Genomic DNA, 25,419 nt, shown 5'->3' with positions numbered 1-25,419 from the left:
AGCCTTACGCATTTCCCGGGAGACACCATGGGCAAGATAAAGACGACCTCCTCCATCAAGCAGGCCAGGCAGTCGGTGCAGCACAATCCGATTGCCTCCAAGGCCCAGGTGCAGGCGCAGGCGAAGGCCAAGCCGAAGAAGGAGCCGGCCCTCAAGCCGCCCCCGGAGCACAAGGTCTTCACGGACGGCTTTGGCGGCGCGGTGTACGGCTCCAAGAACCCGGACAAGACGCTGAAGCTGGACGACGGCAAGGCCCTGACGAACGAGCACCAGCGGCTGGCGGGCATCGAGGCGAATGCGCGCACCGAGGGGGTGAAGGGGAGGACGGCGGGCGGCGCGGGCCTGAGCAAGAACACCAACTTCTTCGCCACGTCCTTCGGCGCGGTCCACACGCAGGGGGCCTACACGAAGTCGGCGGGCTCCAACGTGCCGCCGCCGGACGCGATGAAGCGCATGTACCACCCCAACGTGCATGACCTGACCAATGACGGCAAGCGCGTGTCCGTCAGCGGGATGAAGGATTCGACGACGAAGACGCCCGGCTACGAGTTCAGCGGCTCCAAGGTCGCGGGCTCGGACGACTTCGGCCGCACCCCCCAGCGCAACGCGCTGCAGGCCGGAGCGCCCGCGGAGGCCCGGTATTCGAAGCCCACTCCGCCCAGCGCGGACTTCAACACGACCTTCGCGCACAGCGAGCAGTCCGACGCCGCGAGGCTGATGGCGCCGGGCGCGGCGAAGGACATCGCCGCGTCCTTCAAGGGCACGCTGCCGCCGGGTTCGAAGATCCACGCGGTGACGTACAGCGGCCACACCACGCGCTACACCTGCGCCAACTGCGAGTACACGACGGGCCACCTGGCGAAGAACCCGAACCTGTTCCGCAAGGACCTGAGCGCGGAGTTGCAGGCGCAGGGCTTCCAGGTGCCGAAGGACGGCGTGCGCCTGCTGCCCATCATCTCCGCCCACGAGAAGACGGCCGGCGTGCGGCAGAACCCCCAGACCCCGCGCCGTCCGCTGGAGGCGGGAGAGGTCGACCTCAAGGACCTCGCCGGCAAGGGCAAGTTCATCGAGACGCCGCTCGCCAACGTGAAGTGAGCCGCACGCTCCCTCCTTCCAGGACTCTCTTTCAATGATGACCTCTTCCGGGAATGAATCGCTCCGCCACCTCGCGGACTGCCAGACGCCGGAGTTCGGCGCGGTGTCCGTGCATGGCGCCACCTGCACCGACGACGGCTGCCTCTGCGACACCGTGAACCTGAAGGTGACCGCGGGCGGCGAGCAGAAGGCCCTGACCCTCACCGCTGACGGCACCCTGTTGGATGACGAGCTGCGCCCCGCCGAGGACCGCTGGGGTGGCGTCGTGCGCGCGGCGTCGCAGGCGCCCGGCTTCCAGGAGGGCTTCGACACGCTGGTGACCCAGCGCCGCGCGCAGGTGCTCGAAGCGATGGGCCGGCTGGAGGGCGCCTTCGAGGTGCAGCTGCCGGAGTCGCTCCTGGGCGAGGGAGCGGACCTGGAGCGCGACATCCTGGGCCGCGTGGAGATGGATGGGCAGCGCTACGCCTGGCGGATCGAGCTGTGCGCGGACCCCGGGTGTGAGTGCGAGAACCTCTTCCTGGTGGTGTGGCTGCCCGGAGAGCCCAAGCGCGCCGTGTTCGCCATCACCGCGGACGGCCGCTGGATGGTGGAGCAGGCGGGGAACGCGGCCCTGACCATGGACGCGGTGGAAGGGGCGCTGGTGGCCACGGAGGCGTTCCAGGCGCTGCTCGGCCAGATGCGCGTGGAGCGCATCCTCCAGAAGTACCACCGGTCCTTGCGAGGGCCCTCGGCCGTCTGACGCGGGGCCTTGCCCGCCGTGAGGAGCTTCGAACACGAGAAGCTCCCCGCGCAGGGGAGCTTCCTCCGGCGTGCCCGGTACAGTTGGAGAAGCACGGGCGCACGGCCCAGGTGCGTGTCGTGGCCGTGGAAGGGCCGGAGGGCGAGCGGCGCTGGAACCTGACGACGGTGGGCCGCGACGTGCTGACGGCACAGCAGGTGGCCGAGGCCTACCGTCTGCGCTGGCGAGTGGAGTTGCTTTTCAAAGCCCTCAAGTCCGGCGTGGGACTGTCGGCGCTGCGCGCCACTCGGCCGGGCGCGGTGCTCTCGCTGGTGTACGCCAAGGTGATTGCCCTGGCCCTGTCGCGCCTGCTGGAACTGTCGATGCAGCAGAAGGCAGGCGAGCCGGGCCAGGCGCAGGCGACAGGGCGGCTCGCCCTGGTGCTGGCACTGACTCGCTGCGCCCCGCTGCTGCTGTCGCATGCGAAGATGAGCCGGGGCGTGACGCTGGAGCAGTTGGAGGAGCGCATCCTGCTCATCGCCGAGGTGACGGCCCGCTCACGCCAGCAGCGCCGAGAGCGCGAACGACGGAAACGTGAGGCTTCCCTCGGGAGTGGCGGCTCAACCGGAAGCGGATGGTGAGCGGCGTCGGGGCATGTTCAGCAACTATGGGGGACGGTTTAGACCTCGTCGAAACGAGCACCCGAGGCGCCAACCCGCTCCAGCGCTTCCTTGATTTCTTCGTCGACGACGATTGGCAGGGGCCATCCCCATAAACGAAATACACGCTCAGATTCAACCTTCGCCTTGTCTATGCGAAGACCGGAGACGACATGATACTGACCAACCTTTTCAGGCTCATCATCTTCCGGTGCCCACCGTCGAGCTTCTTCGCATGCCGCGTCGTCAATGGCGCGAACCGTGCGCGTAACGTTCAGGAGGAAAAAGGGCTCGGCCTGCCCCTCAATCTCTACGGGAAAGAGCTGCACGTCGTTGGGTGCCAAATCACGAAATACTCTCGCAACCAACGCATTCACAATTGGAGCCTGACCTGCGCCGGCAAAGTCGATATCGAGCGCCTTGCCGGGCCTGGAAAGCGGTATGGATAACGGCCCTGGGTCGGCAATTCTCCTTCCGTCAAGAAATTGCCAGATGTCGTCAATCTGTCGACCCGAAAGGTCTGTTGGTTCTGAGAGATACCAACGCCCCTTCACGTACACGTCGATCTTCAAGTCAAAGTAGCGTCTCACCATGCCTTAGTTCCCAGCAGCTTTCGTAATTAGCATTCGCAGCTTACTTCCCTCCGTTGTCAGGTCGCGCGCAATCCTACCTAACTCCCTAGTCAAACTGCCCCGGCACTGCGCAACATCTCGGCATCCTTTCATTGCCAACGTGAGGCGCCGAAAAATTTCCTCATGATACCCACGGGGGTGAGGTCCCTGGTGCCCATTGATACGAACTTGGTTGGCACGATCACTTATCTTCATGTCGGCTTGCTTAAAAAAGTTCTCAAATAGAGGTGTCCACGGCCCTCCTGAAGCGGGCGAAACCTCGTTCTTGTCCGTGCAAATGTGGTGTACCTCCCCGTCTGGGTCGCCTTGAATGCCTCCCCCAACTCCCCCGGCAGGGCGAGCCCCCACACCAGCACCGGGCCCCATGGCGACCGCGGCAACAGCAGTCGGAGCAAGCGCAATGTTGAGGACCCCAGCAGACGAGATCGAGATCGACTGGACTTCTCCCGACAGCGCGCCGGCAAGCACGAAGCCCCCTTCTGCCTCTGCCCTGACCGCTGCCTGAGCGAAGCCCGGCATTCTCGGCCCCTGTGCAGCCATCGCGTTCTTACCGCCGAGCGCCGACAGGGCGACGATCACCAGCACGCGAGCGCCGTTGTCGCCAAGGATCTTTCCGAAGCGATGCCCAGCGCGCTCCAGCTCCGAAACGTTAGCGGCGTCCCTCGATTCGTCCATGAGGCGCAGGAACCCCCGCCCGAGATTCCACACCGGCCCTGTGCCGAGATACGCAATCAGTGATGCCGTTAGCGCAACTGCAATGACCTTCGTAATCGGCTCAGGCGCGACGAGCATTACAAGCGCCGTCCCGATCATCGTCGTCACCATGGCCCGCAAAGCAGCCCCGTTCACCATGTCTCGGATGGCATCCTCGACGCCTTCCCAGACCGTATCGAGCGCGAAGTAGAGCGCCATCATACGGCGTTCCATCGGCCCGAACGTAAGCCCACCCGCCAACATGCCCATGCAGCCGTTGGGGTCGTCCTGTCGCTGGCAGATTCGCTCGTAGGCCGACGGGACGGCTCGCCCCTGAGCACCGTCAACGACTCCGCCACTCGACGCGAGCAGGGAGCGACGGTCGTCCCGTTCAACTTCGTTGAACGCGACATCTAATTTCATGTCGAGCACAAGCTGCGTGACAGCTTGCTTGAAGGCATCCCGCCCTATCTCGACAGGGTCGGACTCAAGGGGCGTGTAGCTGATTGTCTTGCCGTATCCCGTGTTGAGGTTGACGACCCGAGTCGTAGCGCATCCGGCCGTCAGCAGCATCAGCACGGCTATTACGAAAGCTCTCATGTGGCCCCCAGGTTCAGCCGCCAGCATCAGCAGCGATCCGCCACATACCAATCGGATCTGGCAACCTCAAAAGCTCGCTAGAATTCGTGGCTATCGGTAGACATTTCTACCCCAGACGAACGCCCCATTGACAAGCGGCATGCTGTAGGCAGCGACATGCCTTGTCGGCAGCAGGTACGCGCCGAGTGTACCGCACCGGATTGTTGAGACACCAGATTGGTTGTAATCAGGCCGCCTGCTTCGACTGCATCAGCGCTCGCCGGGCCTGACTCGGCGAGAGGAAGTTGTGGCACTCCCGCACCCTCGCTGCTGCCCGGAACCTGAATCCATCTCACGCTCGCGGTCGCCAAGCCCCCTGAACGCTTACGGACGGGCAACCCACGCCCACGCCCTACCGCCGCAACGTGAACTTCACCCATGTCACCCTGGGCATCGTGGACTTCGACGGCGAGACCCAGACCGCGCTTGAGGTGTGGCTTGCGAGCCTGCGCCGCCGTGGCCTGTGGTTCCTCGCCTACCCAACGCACTCCTACGGGCGCACCGCGAAGCCCATCCGCTACCGCGTCGTCGCCCTCTTCAGCCACGTCGACAGCGTCGACTGCGGCACTCCCACCTGCTTGCCCAGGGCCGTCGCGCTCAGTCCCTCCGGTCCCATCATCCGGCGCACCATCTGCTCCTTGAACTGCTCCGTGTACGGCACGTCCGCTCTGCCCTTCACGCCCCCTGGGTGCTTCTGCCGGCCTCGCGGTACGGGCGACGACTACGCTGGCACAGGGGGGAGCCGCTGGCGGCCACGCAGCGCAAGGAGCTGCTCGAAGTGCTCGATGACCGCTACCAGTTGGGCTCGACGATTGTGGTCAGCCAACTGGAGCCCAAGGACTGGCACTCCGTCATTGGCGACGCGACGCTGGCCTGACGCCATCTGCGTCCGGCTCGTCCACAACGCGCACCGCCTCAAGCTCGGCGGCGAGTCGATTCGCAAGGCCGAGAGTTCGACCAGCGGGAAGAAGGCGGCGAAGTAGCCCCCACCAGCGTCGTCATCCCGGTGTTCGGCATGCTCCGGAACGGGTGTTCGCCTTGGGCCGGACTCAGTGATCGGCATGGCCGGAATACGCAGCCGGAGTCGCTCCTGGGCGAGGGAGCGGACCTGGAGCGCGACATCCTGGGCCGCGTGGAGCCGGACGGGCAGCGCTACGCCTGGCGGATCGAGCTGTGCGCGGACCCCGGGTGTGAGTGCGAGAACCTCTTCCTGGTGGTGTGGCTGCCCGGAGAGCCCAAGCGCGCCGTGTTCGCCATCACCGCGGACGGCCGCTGGATGGTGGAGCAGGCGGGGAACGCGGCCCTGACCATGGACGCGGTGGAAGGGGCGCTGGTGGCCACGGAGGCGTTCCAGGCGCTGCTCGGCCAGATGCGCGTGGAGCGCATCCTCCAGAAGTACCACCGGTCCTTGCGAGGGCCCTCGGCCGTCTGACGCGGGGCCTTGCTCGCGTTGAGGAACTTCGAACACGAGGAGGTTCCCCGTGCAGGGGAGCTGAAAAAGCGAAAGGCCCGGAACCTTTCGGTTCCGGGCCTCTCTCGTGGCGAGGAGTACGGGACTTGAACCCGTGGCCTCCGGCGTGACAGGCCGGCGTTCTAACCAACTGAACTAACTCCCCACAAAACTCTATATGGGCGGAACAGGGATTGAACCTGTGACCATCGCCTTGTAAGGGCGCCGCTCTACCGCTGAGCTATCCGCCCTGCGCGGCCCCGCCGTGATTCAGTGAGGCGGCTTGTACCGTCCTCATCCGCCCCCGTCAAGCATCTGTTTTCGAGCCCCCGTCAGCACGATCCGCTCCCTCGGAAGGGAGCGGATCCGGCGGGCGCGGATCCGCCTGCTACCCGGGCCGCACCTTCCACCGCCGCACGCGGCGGCGGGAGCGGGGAATCATCACCACGGCGCCCACCAGCAGGGCCACCGGCACGAACACCAACATCGTCTGCATCATCGCCTCCATGCCCGACACCATACGGAGGACGTCTGACATCCTGACGGGGAGTTCGTGACTTTCAGGAAACGACACTCCAAGCCGCCGGGTCTCCGGCCGTCCCGGCGGGCAGGGGGCCGGACTGGCGGTGGGGGGCTATTCGCCCCGGGGAGGGCCGCCCCGGCCGCCGTGGCCCAGGCCGTGCGAGCGGCGCTCCGATTCCAGGAGCGTGCGGGCCTGGGTCTTCTGCGCGTCCGTCAACACCTGCTCGGCCTCCTGGTACGCCGCCAGGTCGTTGGCGCGGAGCTGTTCGAACAGGCCGCGGGCCTGCTCGTGGTGGGCCTGGTCCTGGGCGGACGGCGCGGCCTGGGTGTTCCGGTCGGGCGGCGCGGACGGGCGCAGGGCCTCCAGGGACTGCTTCACGGGCGCGTTCTTCGCGTCGAGCGCCGTTTGAAGCTGACTCAGGCTCTTGGCCTGGGCGTCGGTGAGGGCCAGGTCCTGGCGGTGGTCGATGAGCACCTGGACGGGCGACTTGCGCTCGAACGGGGGCGGGCGGCGCGCGCCCTGGGACGCGTCCTGCGTCGCGGTGGTGGATCCGGCGAAGGTGGGAACGGCGAACAGCAGGCCCAGCATGAACAGATGGCGCTTCATGGTGATGGGTGCCTCCAGATTGCGCGTGATGACCGCACCCGGAAAGCCCTTGGCCTGATGGCACGAGGACACCATGCGGGACTCATGGGAGGGGTTTGTCCCCCACGGCGTCCCGTGCCGCTCAGGCCCGGGGCTTCCGGGCTGACATGGTGCAAGGTGCTCCCGCCATGTGCCGCGAAGATGTCTCGCGCGTTACCGAATGTGTTCGCAGCCGCTATTCAGACGCCGTCTGGATTTCCTGCGCCTGGGCTGGGACCTTGCCGTCGAGCGCCAGGTAGATGTTGAACCACGCCAGATAGGCGCGCCACGCCGGGTCGCGCTGCTCGAGGAGCGTCCGCCGCGCCTGCTCCATCCGCTGGGGCACGTCGAAGGGCATCCGCGTCTTGTCCTCGGATTGCAGCTGCGCCGCGAACCAGAGCACGTCCAGCTGGCCCGCATCGATGGGTGCGTGCGTGCGCGCCATCAGCGAGTCGGCGTGCTCCAGCGCCTTGCCCAGCCACCGCGCCGCCTGCGCCGGGTCGCGGCGGTCCACGGCGTTCTCCGCCAGCCGCAGCTCCGCCAGCGTCACCGCGCGGATGTCCTCGTCGCGATCCAGCTCGTCGAACTGCTCCAGGAACAGCGCGCGCCGCTGCTCCAGCGCCCGGGCGGCGGCGTCCATGCGCCCGAGCCGTGTCTCCGCGTTTGCGCGCAGCCCCGCGGCGATGATGCGATACGCGCGCTGCACGAACTTGGGCGTGGCGCGCGCCTGCTTCAGCGTGGCCCTCACCGCGGGCGTCGCCAGGTCCCGGTCCACCTGGTCCAGGTCCTCCAGCGCGCGCTGGGGCTTGTCCGCGCCCAGCGCCGCGCCGCAGCGGGCCAGCCGCACCACCAGCCGGTTGCGCAGGCCCGCCTCGTTGCGGGGGCCGGCTTCGATGCCGGGCAGCGCGCGGTCGTAGAGCGTCAGGGCCCGCTCGAACCGGCCCGCGGCCAGGTTGTAGAGCGCCGCGCGGTCCGTCACCAACGGGAGGAACCGCTCCATCTTCGGCGTGGCCTCCACCGTGGCCAGGGCCTTGTCCGCCGCCTGCGCGGCCTCCGCCTCGCGGTTGACGTGCAGGAGCGCCCGGGCACGGGCCAGGGAGACCGACAAGCCCGCGCCGTTGTCCGTGTAGGGCAGCTTGTCGCGCTCGTCCAGGTAGCCCAGGGCGATGTGGTAGTTGCCCACCTGCGTGTGCAGCAGCCCCAGCGCGCCGAGGATCATGGCCTTGTAGCGCGCGTTGTTGCGCACCAGGTCCAGGGCGACCAGGTAGTGCCGGTTGGCGCGCTCGGCGGCTGCGGGGTTGCGGCCGCGCAGGAAGTCCTCGTGGTGGATGGCCCCCATGAGGGCCTGCACCTCGCGCTGGTTCTTGAGCTCCTGCCATGCCGCGCGCAGCTCCGCGAGGCCGGTCTTCACCGCCTGGGCGTGGGCGTCGTCATCCAGCTTGGACAGCCGGCGCGTCGTCACGTAGGCCTTCACGAAGTGCGAGAGCGACCAGGCCTTGCCCGGCACCTCCGTGGTGACCTCCTTCATCACCACCTCGGGGGCGACGCCCGCGCGCAGGCGCAGGCTCATGGACTCGACCGCGCTCTCCAGCGAGCCCGTCCGCCGCGTCACCAGGTCGAAGTCCGCGCGCGCCTCGTCCATCCGCTGCCGCGCCATGCGGCGGTAGGCGCGGCCCATCAGCGCGCGGCGGAACAGCCGCTCCGCCCGGCGCCGCTCCTCGGTGCCGGCTGGCGCGTCGTCGACGTAGAGCGTCGCCAGGGCCTCCATCACGCCGTCCGCGCCCAGGCTCGCCGCGCGCTCGGCGGTGTCCTGCACCACCATGCGGCGGCGGAGCGGATCCGTCTGCTGTTTGTAGAACGCGACCAGGGCGTCCCGGACGGGGCGGGGAGGGCGCTCCTCGTTCAACGCATTGACGTGGCGGCCCAGCGCCAGGGCGAACGCGTACGGCGTCCCCGGAGGCTCCGCCGCGAGCGCCTGGGCCATGGCGGCGTCCGCCTCCGCGTAGGGGCGTCCCCGGTACAGGGCGCGGACCGCGCCGCGCGCGAAGTCGAGCTGGTCGTCCTGCTTGAAGACCTTGTTCTGGGAGAGCTTGATGCCGGCGGCGACCAGCGCTTGCCGGTCATCGAGCTCGCGGTACAGCGCGTCCGCCTGTTCGTACCAGCCCTCCAGCACCGCGCGCGGGGTGGTGTCCGTCAGCTGGGCGGCCTCCAGCTCCTGGCGGGCGAGCGTGAAGTCGCCGGATGATTGCGCCAGCTCGCTGCGCACGACGCGCTGGTAGACGGCGGAGGGCGGGCTGGGCGCGGCGGCGGGGTCCAGGGCCGCCATGCGTTGGCGCTCGGCCTCCTGCAACTCGTCCACCATGCGGCCCCGGTCGCGCTCCTTCAGGGCCTTCCGGTGGGCGATGAGGATGCGCAACGGCTCCGACAGCCCGGCGGTGACGGGGTCGTCCACCTTCGGCATCTGGCGGGCGTAGAAGTCCGCGGCGTCGAAGTCGCCGTAGGCCAGGTGCAGCTGGCTCAGGCGCATCATCAACAACCGGCGGAGCTTGGGCCGGGTCTCGAGCAGCAGGCGCTGTCGGTACAGGATGAGCTGATCCGCGCGCCGGCCCACCATGCCCAGCTCCTCGTTGAGGCGCTTCACGTCCCATGCGCCGGGCACCTGGCCATCCAGCGGCAGCCGATACACGTCCAGCGACTGGCCCCGGGAACAGGTCGTGATGAGGGACACGGCGGTGGGGGACGGGTACTCGCAGTTCCACGCCTCGCTGGTGAGCTGGTCCGGGCTGGCGGCGGCGGCCTGGGCGGGCGCGTCGTCGCGCTCGGAGGCGAAGGGCACGCGGAACAGCACCCCGCTGTCGCTCGCGTCAATCACCCCGTCCCCGTTGGAGTCGGTGAAGAACTGCACCACGTACAGCGAGCGCCCGTCGCGCGCGAACACCGGCTGGCCCGTCTGCCCCGGGATGTCCAGCGTCAGCGGGATGGGGGCCGCGCCGGGGACATCCAACCGGACGGCCTCCAGGTGCGGCGCCGCTCGCGCGGCGAAGCCCGGCCCCACCGCCTGCACGGAGCGTTGGACCGGGACGTACACCAGCCAGCGCCCATCCGGAGAGAAGGTGGGGCTGGTCAGGTTGCGCTCGAGCAGCGGCGTCACGTGCCACCCGGCCCCCAGCGCCACCTTCGACAGCCGCAGGTCGCCCTGGATGGTCGCGCGGCTCACCAGCGCGATGTGCGTGTCGTCGATCCACTCCGCCTGCAGCGCGCTGAGCTCCTCCTCCAGACAGCGGCGCTCCTTCGCCTCTGGCAGGTCCCTCACGCAGAGCTGGCCGCCGGCCTGGGTGCGGAACGAGATGTAGAGCAGCTGCTTGCCATTGGGGCTGAGGCGCGGCCACGTCACGTCCGCGCCTTCGTCGAAGAGGCGGCGCTCGCGGCCCTTCTCCAGGTCCTGGACGAAGACCTCCGTCGCGATGTCCCGGTTGGACACGAACAGCAGCGAGTTCTCGTCGGGCCCCAGCTGCCCCAGGAACTGGTCGCCCATGCCCACGGTGAGCCGTTCGGGCAGGACCATGCCTCCGTCGTTCTCGTCGTCCTGGGCCCAGGCGCCGCCCGCGACGAGCACGGTCAGGGCCAGGACCCAGGGGCCCGGGCGCGTCAGCACTTCTTCTCTCCCCAGGTGCCGTCCTCGGCCTCCACCCAGCCGCCGCAGACGACGCCTTCCGCGTGCGCCTGGCGCCAGTTCTGGCGCAGCGTCGCCTCCGGCACGCCGGGGCGCACGGTCTTCATCCACTGCCACAGCTGGCGGCGGGCCCGGTTCACCCGCTCCACCTGGGCGGTGTCATCCGCGGACACGCGCCCGGCCGTGCACTGGCGCCGGGTGACCACCAAGAGCCCGTCCTTGCCCTCACCCACGCAGTGGCGCCGCACCAGGTCGTCCATGCGGTCCGCCTGCGTCTTGCCCAGGTTCTCCACCAGCGGTGGAGGCTGGATGCCCAGGTCCTCCAGCTGGTTGGGCGTGAGCGGCACCGGCGTGGGGTTCATGCCCGCGCGCGCCAGCCGCTGCTCCACGTCCTTGTACGAGCCCGCGGCCTGCTCCTCGAGCGCCGTCGCCCGGTCCACCATGACGATCTCCGGGGCGCTGATGCACCCGGACGCGGAGAGGGCGGCCACGAGCAGCAACCCACGGTGTCTCATTGCAGGGCCTCTGGAGGGGTCATGGAGGTGATGAGGCGGTCGACGATGGGGCCCAGGGGGATGCCCCGGATCTCGTTGATGCTGATCAGCCGGGCCAGGCCGCCCATGGTGATGAGCAGGCTGCCGAAGCCCTGCTTGAAGCTCACGCGCACGTGCTCCGGATACCCCAGGCCCAGCGCGTAGCGGACGCGGTTGGTGGCGGGGTCCGTGTGGTGCGGGTCCTCCAGGTCCAGCAGGTCCAGCAGGTGCCGGTTGCCGATGCGCAAGATCTCCGCGCGCCCGTTGATGCTGCGGTCCCTGGCGGAGATGACCATGGCGGCGTTGCCGTCGAAGGGCTCGCCCCGGGAGGACTTCACGCCCGTGGCCCGCACGTGGGCCTCCAGCGTGGAGTGCTTGCCCTGCCAGTCCAGCATGCACTGGCCGGTGATGCGCCCTCCGCGGACGCCCATCTCCAGCTGGCTCATGGAGAACACGTTCTGGTTGATGGCCAGGTTGCCCGCCAGCGGCGCGATGGTCACCCACGGCGTGGTGATGCGGTCCGCGGACATGAAGCCGCTGCGCGCGAGCAGCGGGTGTTGATCCGCGAAGCGCAGCATCGAGTACGGATTCACGTCCAGGTCGTTCAAGAGCCGCACTCCATCCTGGGAGACCTCCACGTTCTCCGTCAGCGGCACGTCGCCGTTGAGCGCCTCCACCGCGATGCCGGACTCGGGCATCCGCACGTTCACGTCCTGGAGCTTGAGGTTGGAGGATGTGCGGAACACCACCAGGTCCGGCGACGCCACGCGGAAGTCCACCGTGACCTTGCCGCTGCCTTCGACCTGGCCGGGCCGCGCGAGGTGGGCCAGGTCCTGCTCCAGCGAGCCCCGCAGCCCCATGCGCTGCTGCTCGTTGCTCAGGTCGAGCCGCCCCCGGACCTTCAGCAGCGTCTGGGTGCCCCCATTGGACAGCTTCAGGTCCGGGATGCGGATGACGCCCGTGGGCTTGCGCACGACGGAGAACGACGCCTCCACGTCCTGGACGGGGTAGGGCAGCGCCGGCTTCTGCTCCATCGAGCGGACCTTCACCAGCTGCTTCAGCTCGATGTCCCCCTTCTCCCATTGGTCGGTGAAGGTGGCGGTGCTGTCGCTGGACAGGTCCGCGAAGGTGAACCGGCGGTCGTTCATGCTGACGGTGAGCTTCTCCACCGCCAGGGTCGTGCGGACGGTGCGCTGGGCGCCGTCGGCGTGCGACTCGCCCTGCCAGCGCAGGGCAGGGACGTGGATGGTCTGGTCCGCCTGCTTCCAGCGCACGCCGCGCAGGTCCATGTGGGCCTTGCCCTCGAAGCTGGCGGCGCGCGGAGGCATGGGGGCCAGGCGGAAGCTTCCGTCGGAGCCCAGGTGCGTGATGAGCCCGGTCAGGGTGCCGTGCAGCTCGCCGGTCATCGCGAGCTTGGAGGGGTCTACTTCCGGGGGCACCCGCGCCTTCGCCAGCAGCGGCGACAGGGGGCCCAGCGGCGGGAAGTCGCCCTTCACGTCCATGCGGAGCGCGCGGGCCTTCGGGTTGAACGCCAGCGCCGCGTCGGCTGCGACCTTCAGGCCCTCACGGCCGTTGAGGCCCAGCTTGAGCGAGAGCTTGCGGCGGTCCACGTCGAACGTCAGCGTCTGGTGCTGGGTGCCCGCGTCGGTCTCTCCAATGCGCAGCCCTTCGACCTTCAGGTCCAGGTCCCCCTTGTGCTTCCACGCGTCTCCCTGGGAGCGCAGCGCGAGGGTGGTGGTGGCGGCCGAGAGGTCGTCCCAGCCCGCCTTCCGCAGGCGCAGCTCCGTCTGGTGATCCACGCGCGGCGATGGGGCGAAGAGGGCCGTCAGCCTGCCCTTGGAGGTCAGCGCCACGGCGAGCTGCTTCCAGGGGAGCCTCGCGGCGACGTCATCCGGGATGAAGGGCCGTGCCATGACGAGGTCCGGCAGCAGGGCCTCCAGCGTGTACGCCACGTCGTCGGTGCCCTTCGTGGCGTCCAGCGATGCGTGCAGCGTGTCCACGTCCAGCTCCAGCCGTGCGCGAGCCCTGCTCAGCCGTGGCTCCTCCAGCGAGGGGAAGGCGTCCGTCACGTGGAGCCGCACGCGCGCGGGACCCTTCAGCACCTCGCGGCCCTCGGCGGTGATCCGCAGCGCCTCCACGGGCAGGTCCGCCTTCAGCGCGAAGGGGGGCTTCGCCGTCAGGGGCACCTGGAGGTTGATGCCCAGGCGCTCCGCCAGCGCTCGGTATCCGGAGGCACGGACATCCAAGGCTTCCACCCTGGCGGACAGGGCCGCGTCCCCCGCGGCCCTGAAGGGCGAGGCGAGGTCGGGCCGCAGCTGATGTCCCGTCAGCTCTCCGGAGGCCTTTGGAACGCGGAGCGGCGTGGCGCCCCCGACGTCCAGCCCCTGGATCGCGAACGCGAGCCGTGCGGCCAGTCCCTGGGGCGCATCCGGGGTCGCCGTCAGTGAGAGGCGTCCATCGCCAAGCTCCACCCGGAGCGCCTCCTGCACGAGGAGGAGCTTCGCCATGTCGACGTCCAGCCCGAGCCGGCCCTGGGCTCCCAGCTGGGGCAGGTCGCTGAGCGTGACCTCGCGCGCCTCCAGGTGCACCTTGCCGCGCTCCAGCGTGAACGGGCGCAGGTCCGCGGGGATCCATTGCATCAGCCGTCCGAGGTCCACGTCCGCCAGGGCCTGCGTCAGGACGGGAGGAACCTCCGACGCATCCGGGAGCACCAGCCGGGCCTGCACCTCGGCGCTGTCGGTCAGCTGCGTGCGCTCCAGCTCGACGGTGGTGTGTTGCTTTACGGCGTCGAACTTCGCCGTCACCGCGCCGTGCAGCAGCGAGCGGAGCGTGAAGCGCGGATCGAAGGTCTGCTTCGCGACGTCCAGGTCCACCTTCACGTGCGCGGCGTCCGTGCCCGCTTCCACCGACAGGGCCAGCTCCAGCAGGGCCTCGGCGGCGGGCGCTTCACGGTTCAGCGTCACGGCCAGCGGCTTCCCGGCCTTGCCGAGGTCCACGAGGAGCTTCCAGCTCTTGTCCCGCGGCTTCGCTTCGATTCCGGCTTCGAGCCCGCGCAGCGACCAGCGGTCCACCACCGCGCCGCCCTGGACGCGGACATACGCCAGCGACACGTTCGACAGCGCGATGTCCGAGACCGGGAACGGGGAGGCGAAGAGGTCCGCGACCTGCCGGGTGGTTCCGGGGGACACCTCCTCCACCGGTTCGGGCTCCGGCGGTCCGGTCAGGTTCGTGAGCGAGGTGGTCCCTTTGTCATCCGCCACCAGGACGACGGTCGCGTCGCGCACCGCCACCCGCTCCACCCGGACCGGCCCCTTCACCAGGGCTCCGAAAGACCACGCGGCCTCCAGCGTGCCGACGCGCAGGAGCTCGGGCGCGACGTCCTGGAACGGCGGCGGGGTCCGCACCACCAGGCCTTCCAGGCGCAGCCCGGAGAGCACGTCGATCCGCGCGGTCTGGTAGTCCAGCCGCACGCCCGAGGCCGCTTCCACCTGCGAGACGACGTGCGGCTTCAACCAGGGGTGGTCGAGGTGGTGGAGCGCGGTCACGACCGCGATGAGCAGGAGGACGAGCGCCGCGAGGAGGCTCAGGACCGCGCCCGCGATGATTCGCGTCAACCGCCGACGAGGCCGCTCAGCACCGGGGGAGTCCATGATGTTCCGTCGAGGCGACCGGCTCGCCTCCTCCTACCATGCGGCGGAATCGGGCTTCAATCCGCGCGCATGCCTCGCGAGCCGGGCGGCGTCGTGCGCCCGGTAAAACGCTTCAACCGAAGCTGGACGGAGTCATTCCCGCCGTGCCGCCCGCGAGGGGTTTGTAGGGGAAGTAGAGGTTTCGCACGAAGCGGGTGAAGAGGTGCTCCTCGTTCCACCGCTGGCGGGCCATGCCGTACACGCCGGGGGCGCGCAGGTCGTGCGCGGAGACGCCGGTGACGAACTCGCGCTCGCTGTAGATGGCGAAGACCTCGTCCACCGCCGCGCGGCTTCGGTACGTGCGGAGCATCGTGCGGTAGATGAGCTCGCTCTCCTTCTGGGTGAAGGCCAGCCCCTGGATGGCGTGCGCCATCTCGTGGAAGACCAGGTACTGCTCCGACTCCAGCCGGTCCTGCCGCAGCGCGATCCGCGCCCGGGGCCAGTCCGGATGATCCCAGAACAGGCCCGCGGCCTGGGGGGACACGGCCCGGGGATAGCCGTACTTCGCCAGCGCGTGCCCGGGGGGAATCAGCTCCAGCGTCAGGGGCCTCGCGGCCTCCATGCGGGCGATGAGCTGGAGGTTCCCGGCGAGCTGCCGGATGAGCTCCTCCTGCACCCGCTTCACCTGCGCCGCCGGGGCGCCGTACGGCTTGAGCTCCAGCTTCGCGCTCACATAGGCGCGGGCCCGCGCGGGGCCTTCCGCGGGGGGGCGGCCTCCGCGTGACTCGAAGACGTCGCCTCCCTCCAGCAGGGTGAAGGCGCTCAACGGTTGCTTGAGCCCGACCTCCGCCGCCAGTGGGGTGACGTCCGGCGTGGAGCCGTCCAGCGTCTCGTAGCGCTCCGGGGCCATGGGCTCAGGAGCAGGTCTTCGCCTGCTGCTTGCAGGCGTCGGTGCAGGCCGGCGTCTGCGTATCGGGGGTGAGCCGCTCCGCGTAGCCCTGCGCGGAGTCCGGCGGCTGCCGCGATGCGGGCCGGCCGCGAGGCTGACAGCTGTTGAGGCAGGCGTCGTACTGGTCGCGGCAGGAGGGCGACATGTTCGACGTGTCGAGCGTCGCGCAGCCGGACAGCAGGGACAGGGCGGTCACTCGCAGTGCGAGGGCGGGAAGCGTCTTCATGCCCTGGAATCTACCCCTGAACCGACCCCGCGGGCTTCATGGGAGTGGCGGACGCCGCGAAACATGGAAGGCATTCAAAACGTGCTTGTGATTCGCGCGCTTCCGGGCCCGGGTCAGGGCGCACCGACTTATCGAAGGGGGCGGCCTTCAGGTAGTGTCTGTCCTTGTCGGCGTGCCGCACCGTCGCGCATGGGCTGACACCTCTTCCCGCACTGAAAGTCCTCATGGCCTCCAGCCATTGTCTCCGTCTGACTTCCGCGCTCGCGGCCGGTCTGGTGTTGCTCCTCACCGCCTGTACTCCCACGCAGCTGCCCGTGGAGCCCGCATCCAGCGCTCCCGCGTCCACTGGCGATTCCGCTCCGGTGGACGTCTCACCGGCCATCGACTTCCAGGCGGTCATCCGCCGCGTGCGCCAGTCCTTCCGCGCGGAGTCCGGGGCCTTCACGAGCGGGCAGGGGACGTACTCGGTCCGCGTCGACGCCGGTGGGACGGTGCAGGTCTCGCCGCGCCATGTGACGGAAGGCCAGGAGGCCCCCGTCACCGGCTCGCCGCTGCGGGTGAGGACGGCGTCGGTCTCGCGGGATGGCCGGTCGCTGGCGAAGGCCGCGCGGACGTCGGTGCGCGACGACGGGGCGCTGGCGCTGGAGCGGGGGCCGGTGGTGGAGGTCCTCCAGAATGGCGACGCGGGCCTGGAGCAGCGCTGGGAGCTGGCGGCGCGGCCGGAGGGCTCGGGCGACCTGGAGGTCCGGGTGGAGCTGACGGGGATGGAGTACGTCAGCGAGACGGCGCAGGGACACCACTTCGTGGACCGTCAGACAGGGCTGGGCGTGAGATACGGCCGGGCCACCTGGGTGGACGCGGCGGGCACGCGCATCCCCGTGGCGTCCTTGCGGGAGGGGCAGGCGCTGGTGCTGCGCGTGCCGGCGCGGGTGCTGGAGGCGTCGGCCTTCCCGGCGGTGCTGGATCCGATCATCTCGCCGGAGTTGAGCCCTGATGCACCGGTGCCCACCGCGACTGGCGTCGGTGAAACCAATCCTGCTGTCGCGGTGGGCAATGGCATCTCCCTGGTGGCATGGGTCATCCACAACGACATCGACTACGATGTCGTGGGCACCCGCGTACGCAACTCGGATGGTGCGGTGCTGGACCTGCCGGGCTTGCCCCTGGCCACGGGGTGGGGCTCCCAGTCCAATCCCGTCGTGGCCTCCAACGGAAACGATTTCGTCGTGGCCTGGGAGGAGTTCGGCGGCATCCGGGCGGTGAGGGTGAGCGGCGCCACGGGGCAGCACGTGGGGAGTTCGTTCGTGGTGGCCAACACCACGTTGGCCGCGAACTCGGTGGCGATCGCCTTCGGTGGCGACCAGTACCTCGTCGTCTGGGGCGATTACCGGAACTCCAATAGCGACATCTACGGCGTGCGACTGAGGGCGTCGGAGGGTGGGGTGCTTGGCAGCTCCATCCCCATCTCCACCGCGCCCGGCACCCAGGGCTTCCCCGCAGTGAGCTTCGACGGCAGCCAGTTCCTGGTCGCGTGGTCTGACAGCCGGAACAGCGGTTCGGATCTCTACGGGGCCCGGGTCAGCACCGCCGGCACGGTGCTAGACCCTGCGGGGATTGCCATCTCTACGGCGACGGGCAGCCAGGACCGGCCTTCCATCGCCTCCGTTGCGGGCACTTCCCTCGTGACCTGGGATGACACGCGTCTTGGGCGGAGCGGCATCTTCGGCGCGCGGGTGAGCGGGGCGGATGGCGCGGTGCTCGACCCGCAGGGACTCGCGCTGGCCACCGGCTCGTTCAACCAGTACTCGAGCTCCAGCGCTTCCGATGGAAGCCAGTTCCTGGTCGTGTGGCAGCGGGCGCTCGGCTCCCAGTCGGATCTCTTTGGCCTTCGGGTCGGCGTGGACGGCACGGTGCTGGGGCAGGAGGTGGCCCTGGCCGCGTCCCCCACGCATTACGAGCAAGTCCCGGCGACGGTCTTCGATGGCACCCGGTTCCTGGTGGTCTGGGGGAACCTCTCCGCGGGCTACAACGACATCCTGGGCGTGCGAGTGCGAAGCTCGGACCTGGCGGTGCTCGACACCCCTGCGCTGTCGCTCTCCGTGGAGGCCAACTCCCAGAGGGAGCCCGCTGTGGCCGCGGGCGCGGACAGCTACCTCGTGGTGTGGCAGGACTCGCGTGACCGCGGCGGGTACTACGACATCTACGGCGTTCGGGTGCGGGCCTCGGACGGCGTCGTGCTCGATCCGGTGGCCATCCCCATCGCCACGGGCGCCATCAATTCCCAGACGAATCCCACCGTCAGCTTCTCAGGGGGCCAGTTCCTGGTGGCGTGGATGGACGGCATGACCGGCCGTAGCTCCGGTTACGACATCCTGGGCGTGCGTGTCCGGGAATCGGATGGAGTGGTGCTGGAGTCCGCCCCCATCGCCATCAGCTCCGCGTCCAACTCGCAGTTCTATCCGAGGGTGGCCGCCGGCGCCGGGCTGTTCTTCGTCACGTGGGAGGACTACCGGAACGGCACGGGCGGGACGAAGGATGTGTATGGCGCGCGGGTCCGGGCCTCGGACGGGGCCGTGCTGGACCCCTCCGGCATCGCGGTGTCGCGGGGGAGCTACGACGAGGGCACTCCCGCGGTTGCCTTTGGTGGCGGTTACTTCCTGGTGACCTGGACGGATTACCGCAACGGGAGCTCGAATCCGGACATCCGTGCCGCCCGCGTGCGCGCCTCGGACGGCACCGTCGCGGACAGTCCGAGCCTTCCGGTCACGACCCGCGCCGAACTGCAGCGCTCTTCCGCCGTGGCCTTCGATGGAACCCACTTCCTGGTCGTTTGGTACGACGCGGTGAGCGGGACCCCATCGAGGCTCTACGGCGCGCGGGTCAAGGCCCAGGATGGAGCCCTTTTGGACGGCGCGGGTCGCGAACTCTTCGCGGGCAGTGCCTCCAAGGGCGGCCCTGCATTGGCGTTCGATGGCAATGCCTATCTGTTGGTCTGGCGGGAGCCCTCCGCGAATCAGCTCCTGGGCGGGCAGCTGATGCCAGACCTCACGCCGGTGGACGCGGCGCGGTTCCTCATCTCCGACATCTCCACGATCGTATCGGGCACGGCGGTGCCGGCGGTCGCATCCTGGGGGCGGGGTCGCTTCCTGGTGGCGTATGATCCGTATGACGTGGTGGCCGCGCAGTTGCGCATCAAGCTGCGGCTCGTGTCCGACCCCGTGAGCGGCGCGAAGTGCGCCAATGGCCCGGACTGCACCAGCGGCTTCTGCGTGGAGGGCGTCTGCTGTCAGAGCGCGTGCGAGGGAGGAACGTGCGGGGGCGGAACGTGCGCCCATGGGCCCCCGAGCATCACCTGTCCGGGGGACGTGGTCGCCGAGGCCACCTCTGCTTCGGGCGCGTCCGTGAGCTATCCGGCCGCCAGTGCCGTGGGCATGCCTCCGCTCGCCGTGACGTACAGCCATGAGTCCGGGAGTGGGTTCCCGCTGCGCAGCACCACCGTCACGGCCACGGTGGTGGATGGCGCCGCGCGCACGGCCTCCTGCGGCTTCTCCGTCACCGTGCGGGACACCACCGCGCCGGAGCTCACGTGCTCAGGGGAGGTGGTGGCGGAGGCCGTGGGACGCACCGGGGCTCCGGTGGACTTCCCTGCACCCACGGCCACGGATGCCGTCACGGCCGCGCCCACGCTGTCGTTGAGCCACGAGCGCGGCAGCACGTTCCCCTTGGGCACCACGCCGGTGACGGCCACGGCGACGGACGCGGCGGGCAACTCCGCCACCTGCTCCATTCCCGTCACGGTGCGGGACACGACGCCGCCCGCGCTGTCCTGTCCGGCGGACGTCACGGTGGAGGCCACGAGCCTCCAGGGCGCCACCGTCACCTACGCGGCGGCGAGCGCTTCGGATCCGGTGTCGGATGTCACGGTGGCGTACAGCGCCGCGTCGGGCTCGCACTTCGACGTGGGCGGCACGCAGGTGCGGGTCGTCGCGGCAGACGGTGCAGGCAACAGCGCCGCGTGCACGTTCACCGTCACCGTGGTCCTGCCGCCTCCGCCCACGATCACCTGTCCCGCGCCGCTCGCGGCGGAGGCCACCCGCGCCGGGGGCGCCTCCGTCGTCTACCCGTCCGCGACGCCTTCTGGACGTGGACCGCTCGCCGTGACGTACAGCCAGGACTCCGGGACGGAGTTTCCGCTCGGGGTGACGTCCGTGAGCGCGACCGTCACGGACGGGCTGGGCCGCACGGACACCTGCGGCTTCACCGTCACCGTGCGCGACACGCAGGCGCCGTCCGTGTCGTGCGCCGCGGACGTGGTGGCCGAGGCGACGGGCCCCTCTGGCGCCTCGGTTGTCTTCCCGATGCCCACCGCCGCGGACGCGGTCACGGCCGAGCCCCAGGTGGCGCTGAGCCATGTCAGCGGCGCTGTCTTCCCGCTGGGCTCCACTCGGGTGAGCGCCACCGCGACGGATGGGTCCGGCAACACGTCCGGCTGCACCTTCACCGTGACGGTGCGTGACACAGCGGCTCCGGTCCTCTCCTGTGGCGCGGATGTCATCGCCGAGGCGACGGGGCGCAACGGCACCGCCGTGGACTTCGTGGCCCCCACGGCCGTGGATGGGGTTACGGCCGTGCCCGTGCTCGTGCTCAGCCATGAGCCCGGGGCGCTCTTCCCGCTGGGCACCACTCGCGTCAGCGCGGAGGCGACGGACGCGGCGGGCAACATCGGTCAGTGCGCCTTCACCGTCACGGTGCGGGACACCACGGCGCCGGACGTGGGCTGCCCCGGTCCGTTGACCCGCGAGGCCCAGGCCGTCACGGGCACCCAGGTCGCTTTCTCCGTGCCCGCTCCGCGCGACACGGTGACGGCGTCTCCCGGTGTGTCGCTGAGCCACGCCCCCGGCAGCCTCTTCCCCCTGGGCACGACCGAGGTCGTCCTCTCCGCCACCGACGACGCGGGCAACACGGCGTCCTGTTCCTTCACCGTCATCATCCAGGACACCACCGCTCCGGTGCTCACCTGCCCCGCGCCGGTGCAGAAGGCGGATGCGCCCTCGGAGGGGTTGGCCGTGGACTACCCGGCGGCCATCGCGCGGGCCCCGGCATCCACTCCGACGCTGAGCTACAGCCACGCCTCCGGCACCGTGTTCCCCGTGGGGACGACGCAGGTGACGGTCACCGCCACGGATGACGCGGGCAACAGCGCCACCTGCACCTTCCCGGTGAGCGTGGCCGCGCGCGTCCAGCCGCCTCCTGACGAGCCGCTCCCCGCGGGAGGCTGCGGCTGTGGCGCGAGCAGCGAAACCTCCGCGGGCCTCAGCTGGAGCGGGCTGCTGATGTTCACCTGGTGCGTGATGCGGCGCCGCCGTTCACGCTCGGGAGGTCAGGAGGGCAGGGCGTAGCGTGCTGCCTCCAGGGTCGCGAGCCGCTGGGCCTCCGGTGGAGGCTCATGCCGATGGGAAGAACTTCAAACTGGAGCCATGTCCCGCTCTCGCTGTCCACGGCGCTGATGCGACGCAGGTCCTTCAAGGAGCCGCGTCAGGCCGTGGCACCGCGCCGTTCACGCGCTTCGACCTGGAGTGTCTGGACGAGGACCGGGGGCCTCCGCCCGGCCGCCGCCCCCGCGCCCGGCGGCTCCTGCCCAGCGCCCAGGCCGCCCATAGCAGGACCCCCGCCACGGAGACGCCAGGGGCCGCGCCGCAGCCGTTCGCGTTGCCTTCCCCGCCCGGCTGCCCCGGACCGCCTGGAACCTGCGGCTCCAGGGGCATGGAGACAGGCGCCCCGCCCATGCGCGGGGCGGCTGGGTTTCCGGTGGTCAGCTCCCCGTAGCGCTGGATGAGCCGCAGCCGCGCCGCATCGAACAGGGCGCCGTCATCCGGCACCTGCCACGCGTTGGGGAGCAGCTCCCGCGCCACCTGGCGCGCGAAGGCCGGGTCTCCCGCGTCACTCACCGCCTTGAGCCATTCATAGTCCTGCATGCCCTGGCGGATGAGCTTCAGGCGCAGGGATGCCACCGGCACGTCCGTCTTCCCGCCAATCATCTCGGGCGTGCCCGCGTAGAACAGCGTCCCGTCCCCGTTGCCACCGAAGTGGTACTGGTCCGTCCACGCCGTGGGGAGCAGGGCCCCTGTCTCGTAGTACAGCTCGCCGCTGGCGCCGAAGAGGAAGGCCAGCCACTGCATCGCGCGGGCCTTCGCCGAGGGGCGGTCCACCATGTAGGACGGCCAGCCCGACCCCGGCTGGTTCTCCGGCATGTGGCTTCCGGGCGCGCAGCCGTGGCTGGAGCAACTCTGATACATCCACAACTCCGTTCCGGGACGTGAGAGGAAGTCCGCGTACGTCGGGCTCTGGTCACCCAGGTAGTCCGGGGTCGTGCCCTCCAGGTGGTTCACCAGCGGCACCGCGATGTCCACGAGGGACTCCATGGCGTTGCGCTTCAGCTGGAGGGAGTTCACCGTCAGCAGGGTGCGAAGGCCGGGCGCGGCCTGCCGCACCAGCGTCCCGGTGGCCTGCACCAGCTGGAAGGAGAGCGCGTCGAACGGCTCATCGCCAATCTTCGCATGGGCACGCTCCAGCCAGCCGCGCTCGCGCATGTGCCCGGCGAAGGCCTCCAGGCCGCCAGCGGTGAAGGGGCCCGCGTATTCCACGCTCGTCATCCGCGCGCCGGACAGCCGCGTGGGCGCGGTGCCATCCAGGCTGGGTCCCCACGTCGCGTCGAACTCGCTCCAGCCTTGAGGCCCGGGCCTGGTCAGGTAGAGCTTGGGCTGCGTGAGGCGGTGCTCCAGCGACAGCTGCTGGTAGCGCACAAGCAGCGGCTGGAGCTCCGCGGGCGTGCATTCACTCCGGCCCAGGTGCGCGCGGCACACCTGCGTCGGCAACAGGGGGAACGCCGAGGCCAACGAGGACGTGCTCGGCATCGCCGCGTCCACCACCGTCAGCCTCGCGGTCACCTGCCGCTGGAAGCCGCCCTCCGCCTCCACCGTCACCGTGCCCGTGTATTCGCCCGGCGGGGCGCTCGCGGGCACGTGCACGTCCACCCAGACGGCTCGCGCCTCGTGCGCGGGCACGTCGAAGGGAAAGGCGTTGCGCGGCTCCCTGGCGATCTCATCCGTGTCCGGCACCAGCCCGTCCGGCCATCGCCCCAGCGGCTGACCGGGCTCGGAGGCCTGCAGGATGGTGAGGTACGCCTGCCGGTACAGCGTCACGTCCGGCCCCGTCAGCGTCGAGGGCCCCACCAGCCCGGGCAGGTGGGCGCGCACGCCCCGCAGGCCCAGGTCCCCGCCGTGCAACGCCACCTGGAAGGAGACGAACTCATTGCGCGCGGCGGTGAGTCGTACCTCGGTGCTGCTTCCTGGCGTGGTGTCGTCGGGGCGGACCTTCACCATCATCCCTTCGCCCCACACCGCGGGGTCCGCCGCGTAAACCGGCCAGGCCACGGACAACGCCAGCCAACCAAGTCCACACTGTCGAAGAGCCAGCATGGGGAATGGATGCGCATGGGCCGTGCACGGCTCCAGCCTCCCGGCTGTCCCGCCAACCGGGCCCGTCAGCGCTCACCGGCTCGGATGGCGGAGGACGGCGCCAGGCGCAGGCAGGGGCGGCCACCGATGGCCTGCTCCCACGTCTGGTCGGGTAGGGAGTCCTCACCCCCGGGCCCGCGGCGGGCCCGGGCGCTCGCTGAGCTTCAGCGGGGGGCCGGCTCAGGCGCAGTAGTACGTCGGGGCCAGCTCCAGCACGCGCTGCTCCGCCAGGGGAGAGAGCGCGCGCAGGCGGGAGAGGAAGAGGGGCGCCTTCATCCCCATCCCGATGAAACCCCAGACATACGAACGCTCCTGGGACTCGGACAACTGCTGGCGTTCGGTGGGCGTGAACGCGCGCCCCACCGCCTTCTCCAGCGTCTGGAGATCCAACGCGAGCTGCGCGTTCAGGGTGCCGCGCAGCGCCTGGAGCAGCTCCGCGTATTCGGTCAGGGCCGCGTCCAGGGCTTCGGGCGCCTCGGCGAGGATCTTCTGGGCCTCCAGGAAGTCCAGCCGGGTGTGCTGCGCCTCTTCCAGCCAGTGGTGCTTGAGCAGGTTGCAGAACAGCGGATCCAGCGTCTCGTCTTTGTTTCCGCGAACCGTTTCCTGGTAGTGCTGCTGCGTCATCAGCTCCATGTGCAGGTTGAAGATCAGCACGCCCAGGTTCGACTTCGCCATGATGGCCCGGGCCACCTCCACCTGGTTGTCGAGCAGGGCAGGGGCGACCTTGAAGCCCTTCGCGAACGCGCCGGTGAAGCGCGCGAAGAGCTGCTGGTGCTTCAGCTCCTCCTCGGTGAAGCGCAGCAGCGCCCGCATGTGCGTCGCGTTCCCGTGAAGCTCCAGGCCGGCGCGCTGGGCGGCCAGGGCGACGGCGTACTCCTCCAGGAACAGGAACAGGTGCGCGTAGCTGTTGGAGCGGATGTGATTCAACATCAGCCGCTCCTCCGCGCTCAGGAAGGGGATGGCTTCCGTCCCGGTCAGCGCATCCGAAAGGAACCGGCGGCTGAAGTCGAGCACGGTGTCCCTGGGCAATAGCTCATCCAGACGCCAGGATACCCGTTCGGAACTCTGGATACAGGATTGGTACTCAGGGGTTTGATTGAGCATGGCTGAATCAAACGGGTTTTTCATGCTTTTGGTCAATGGGAGGGAAGGGAGGAATGGGCTATGAAGCCGCCATGCCCAGAAACCTTGTTCTGCCTTTGTTCGCGCTGCTCGCGTTCGTCGGCTGTACCCACCAGGTGCGGCCGAGCCCCGCCCCCATGTCCAACGCGGGGACGCCGCTGGCGCTCCGCGCGCGCTACTTCATCTCCCCCGAGCAGAAGGCGCGCATCGACTCGGACAGCTACTTCGTCCTGGGCGCCGGGCACACCTGGAACATCACCATTGGCGAAGGGCTCACGCGCAGCTTCCCGCAGATGCTGGGCACCGTCTTCCAGTCCGTCCAGGAGGCCTCCGGCCCCGAGGACATGGGCGACGCGGACGTGCTCATCGTCCCGGAGATCCAGCACTTCGACGTCAACGGCGGTGGCTTCGTGTCGCAGTTGAAGCTGACGGTGCGCTCCCGGGGGAGCCAGGACTCCGTCCAGGTGAGTGACCTGATCGAGGGCGAATCCCAGAAGAGCAAGGCGGCCTCGGCGTGGCTCGGTGGGGCGACCGCGGGACAGGAGGCCCTGCGGCAGTCCACCGAGATGGCCTTCGAGGATGTGATGCCCAAGGTCGCCACCCGCCTGCGTGAAATCTTCGCCAAGACGCAGGCCAAGGCGGCACCGGGCGTGCTCTGACCCAAGACGCCAACATCCACGAACACGCGAGGGCCCGGAACACAACCGTTCCGGGCCCTTTGTTCTTCCCAGACACGC

19 protein-coding genes and 2 tRNA genes are annotated in these 25,419 nt (G+C 69.5%); 7 read left to right on the top strand and 14 right to left on the bottom strand.

The features are described 5' to 3' along the window. Positions 1 to 27 precede the first annotated feature (27 nt). From D7W82_RS03010 to D7W82_RS40405, 3 genes are read left to right on the top strand one after another with little or no spacing between them, the layout of a single operon-like run. Positions 28 to 1,095, top strand: coding sequence for a hypothetical protein (locus tag D7W82_RS03010; protein WP_120616868.1), 1,068 nt, complete (start codon positions 28 to 30; stop codon positions 1,093 to 1,095). Between the two features lie 34 nt (positions 1,096 to 1,129). Next, positions 1,130 to 1,834 (top strand): hypothetical protein, encoded by a 705-nt coding sequence (locus D7W82_RS40410; protein ID WP_158617576.1) that lies wholly within the window; start codon positions 1,130 to 1,132, stop codon positions 1,832 to 1,834. Continuing rightward, on the top strand, positions 1,831 to 2,454 hold the full coding sequence (locus D7W82_RS40405; protein ID WP_370450926.1) for a transposase: 624 nt from the start codon (positions 1,831 to 1,833) through the stop codon (positions 2,452 to 2,454). Before D7W82_RS40410 ends, D7W82_RS40405 begins: the two co-directional genes overlap by 4 nt. Positions 2,455 to 2,492: 38 nt before the next feature. Here the strand turns inward: D7W82_RS40405 and D7W82_RS03000 are convergent, their stop codons facing one another. The 3 genes from D7W82_RS03000 to D7W82_RS40400 all read right to left on the bottom strand — a co-directional run bounded on the left by D7W82_RS03000 (position 2,493) and on the right by D7W82_RS40400 (position 5,115). After that, entirely contained in the window at positions 2,493 to 3,065 is a 573-nt protein-coding gene (locus tag D7W82_RS03000; RefSeq protein WP_120616866.1) for an imm11 family protein, read from the bottom strand. 3 nt (positions 3,066 to 3,068) lie between these two features. Next, complete coding sequence (locus D7W82_RS02995) at positions 3,069 to 4,397, bottom strand: AHH domain-containing protein (RefSeq protein ID WP_120616865.1); 1,329 nt, start codon at positions 4,395 to 4,397, stop codon at positions 3,069 to 3,071. A gap of 556 nt (positions 4,398 to 4,953) precedes the next feature. After that, positions 4,954 to 5,115 (bottom strand): helix-turn-helix domain-containing protein, encoded by a 162-nt coding sequence (locus D7W82_RS40400; protein WP_158617574.1) that lies wholly within the window; start codon positions 5,113 to 5,115, stop codon positions 4,954 to 4,956. 99 nt (positions 5,116 to 5,214) lie between these two features. Here D7W82_RS40400 and D7W82_RS42495 point away from each other — a divergent pair, with 99 nt between their 5' ends. Together D7W82_RS42495 and D7W82_RS02985 are read left to right on the top strand one after the other, a co-directional pair. After that, positions 5,215 to 5,313 (top strand): hypothetical protein, encoded by a 99-nt coding sequence (locus D7W82_RS42495; RefSeq protein WP_370450923.1) that lies wholly within the window; start codon positions 5,215 to 5,217, stop codon positions 5,311 to 5,313. Positions 5,314 to 5,451: 138 nt separating this feature from the next. Then, the gene (locus tag D7W82_RS02985) at positions 5,452 to 5,868 is read left to right on the top strand and encodes a hypothetical protein (RefSeq protein ID WP_147439200.1); all 417 of its coding nucleotides are present in this window, start codon (positions 5,452 to 5,454) and stop codon (positions 5,866 to 5,868) included. Positions 5,869 to 5,975: 107 nt separating this feature from the next. Here D7W82_RS02985 and D7W82_RS02980 read toward each other — a convergent pair. The 9 genes from D7W82_RS02980 to D7W82_RS02945 form a co-directional block, all read right to left on the bottom strand. Then, a tRNA-Asp gene (locus D7W82_RS02980) sits at positions 5,976 to 6,052 on the bottom strand. Positions 6,053 to 6,065: 13 nt separating this feature from the next. Then, positions 6,066 to 6,137: transfer RNA gene (locus tag D7W82_RS02975), tRNA-Val, on the bottom strand. Positions 6,138 to 6,274: 137 nt separating this feature from the next. Continuing rightward, positions 6,275 to 6,424 carry a hypothetical protein gene (locus D7W82_RS40395; protein ID WP_158617573.1) on the bottom strand — a complete coding sequence of 50 codons (150 nt, stop codon included), beginning with the start codon at positions 6,422 to 6,424 and terminating at the stop codon, positions 6,275 to 6,277. A 96-nt stretch (positions 6,425 to 6,520) separates the two neighbouring features. Then, on the bottom strand, positions 6,521 to 7,015 hold the full coding sequence (locus tag D7W82_RS02970) for a Spy/CpxP family protein refolding chaperone (RefSeq protein ID WP_147439199.1): 495 nt from the start codon (positions 7,013 to 7,015) through the stop codon (positions 6,521 to 6,523). 214 nt (positions 7,016 to 7,229) lie between these two features. Then, complete coding sequence (locus D7W82_RS02965) at positions 7,230 to 10,688, bottom strand: PD40 domain-containing protein (protein WP_120616862.1); 3,459 nt, start codon at positions 10,686 to 10,688, stop codon at positions 7,230 to 7,232. Then, entirely contained in the window at positions 10,682 to 11,221 is a 540-nt protein-coding gene (locus tag D7W82_RS02960; protein WP_120616861.1) for a DUF1318 domain-containing protein, read from the bottom strand. The genes D7W82_RS02965 and D7W82_RS02960 overlap by 7 nt, the downstream gene beginning before the upstream one ends. After that, the gene (locus D7W82_RS02955) at positions 11,218 to 14,889 is read right to left on the bottom strand and encodes a hypothetical protein (protein ID WP_120616860.1); all 3,672 of its coding nucleotides are present in this window, start codon (positions 14,887 to 14,889) and stop codon (positions 11,218 to 11,220) included. The genes D7W82_RS02960 and D7W82_RS02955 overlap by 4 nt, the downstream gene beginning before the upstream one ends. A gap of 112 nt (positions 14,890 to 15,001) precedes the next feature. Beyond that, entirely contained in the window at positions 15,002 to 15,778 is a 777-nt protein-coding gene (locus D7W82_RS02950; protein ID WP_120616859.1) for a hypothetical protein, read from the bottom strand. A gap of 4 nt (positions 15,779 to 15,782) precedes the next feature. Beyond that, complete coding sequence (locus D7W82_RS02945) at positions 15,783 to 16,043, bottom strand: hypothetical protein (RefSeq protein ID WP_147439198.1); 261 nt, start codon at positions 16,041 to 16,043, stop codon at positions 15,783 to 15,785. A 224-nt stretch (positions 16,044 to 16,267) separates the two neighbouring features. Between D7W82_RS02945 and D7W82_RS02940 the strand changes: the two genes are divergently transcribed. Then, positions 16,268 to 21,442, top strand: a complete 5,175-nt coding sequence (locus D7W82_RS02940) for an HYR domain-containing protein (RefSeq protein WP_147439197.1) — start codon at positions 16,268 to 16,270, stop codon at positions 21,440 to 21,442. A 123-nt stretch (positions 21,443 to 21,565) separates the two neighbouring features. Here D7W82_RS02940 and D7W82_RS02935 read toward each other — a convergent pair whose 3' ends face one another. Beyond that, on the bottom strand, positions 21,566 to 23,476 hold the full coding sequence (locus D7W82_RS02935; RefSeq protein ID WP_233587261.1) for a glycoside hydrolase domain-containing protein: 1,911 nt from the start codon (positions 23,474 to 23,476) through the stop codon (positions 21,566 to 21,568). A gap of 264 nt (positions 23,477 to 23,740) precedes the next feature. Continuing rightward, positions 23,741 to 24,664 carry a diiron oxygenase gene (locus D7W82_RS02930; protein ID WP_120616855.1) on the bottom strand — a complete coding sequence of 308 codons (924 nt, stop codon included), beginning with the start codon at positions 24,662 to 24,664 and terminating at the stop codon, positions 23,741 to 23,743. 71 nt (positions 24,665 to 24,735) lie between these two features. Here D7W82_RS02930 and D7W82_RS02925 point away from each other — a divergent pair, with 71 nt between their 5' ends. Beyond that, positions 24,736 to 25,341 (top strand): hypothetical protein, encoded by a 606-nt coding sequence (locus D7W82_RS02925; protein ID WP_147439196.1) that lies wholly within the window; start codon positions 24,736 to 24,738, stop codon positions 25,339 to 25,341. Positions 25,342 to 25,419 lie beyond the last annotated feature (78 nt).

Source organism: Corallococcus sp. CA049B (assembly GCF_003611685.1).
GTDB classification, from domain to species: domain Bacteria; phylum Myxococcota; class Myxococcia; order Myxococcales; family Myxococcaceae; genus Corallococcus; species Corallococcus coralloides.
Note: the sequence above shows the minus strand (reverse complement) of the source record. Positions and strands in the feature narration are given on the sequence as shown.

Bases quoted from the DNA above. Each gene is read 5' to 3' on its own strand.
- D7W82_RS03010 (WP_120616868.1), top strand. From the start codon at position 28: ATGGGCAAGATAAAGACGACCTCCTCCATCAAGCAGGCCAGGCAGTCG.
- D7W82_RS40410 (WP_158617576.1), top strand. From the start codon at position 1,130: ATGATGACCTCTTCCGGGAATGAATCGCTCCGCCACCTCGCGGACTGC.
- D7W82_RS03000 (WP_120616866.1), bottom strand. From the start codon at position 3,065: ATGGTGAGACGCTACTTTGACTTGAAGATCGACGTGTACGTGAAGGGG.
- D7W82_RS02995 (WP_120616865.1), bottom strand. From the start codon at position 4,397: ATGAGAGCTTTCGTAATAGCCGTGCTGATGCTGCTGACGGCCGGATGC.
- D7W82_RS02985 (WP_147439200.1), top strand. From the start codon at position 5,452: ATGCTCCGGAACGGGTGTTCGCCTTGGGCCGGACTCAGTGATCGGCAT.
- D7W82_RS40395 (WP_158617573.1), bottom strand. From the start codon at position 6,424: ATGTCAGACGTCCTCCGTATGGTGTCGGGCATGGAGGCGATGATGCAG.
- D7W82_RS02970 (WP_147439199.1), bottom strand. From the start codon at position 7,015: ATGAAGCGCCATCTGTTCATGCTGGGCCTGCTGTTCGCCGTTCCCACC.
- D7W82_RS02960 (WP_120616861.1), bottom strand. From the start codon at position 11,221: ATGAGACACCGTGGGTTGCTGCTCGTGGCCGCCCTCTCCGCGTCCGGG.
- D7W82_RS02955 (WP_120616860.1), bottom strand. From the start codon at position 14,889: ATGGACTCCCCCGGTGCTGAGCGGCCTCGTCGGCGGTTGACGCGAATC.
- D7W82_RS02950 (WP_120616859.1), bottom strand. From the start codon at position 15,778: ATGGCCCCGGAGCGCTACGAGACGCTGGACGGCTCCACGCCGGACGTC.
- D7W82_RS02945 (WP_147439198.1), bottom strand. From the start codon at position 16,043: ATGAAGACGCTTCCCGCCCTCGCACTGCGAGTGACCGCCCTGTCCCTG.
- D7W82_RS02940 (WP_147439197.1), top strand. From the start codon at position 16,268: ATGGCCTCCAGCCATTGTCTCCGTCTGACTTCCGCGCTCGCGGCCGGT.
- D7W82_RS02930 (WP_120616855.1), bottom strand. From the start codon at position 24,664: ATGCTCAATCAAACCCCTGAGTACCAATCCTGTATCCAGAGTTCCGAA.
- D7W82_RS02925 (WP_147439196.1), top strand. From the start codon at position 24,736: ATGCCCAGAAACCTTGTTCTGCCTTTGTTCGCGCTGCTCGCGTTCGTC.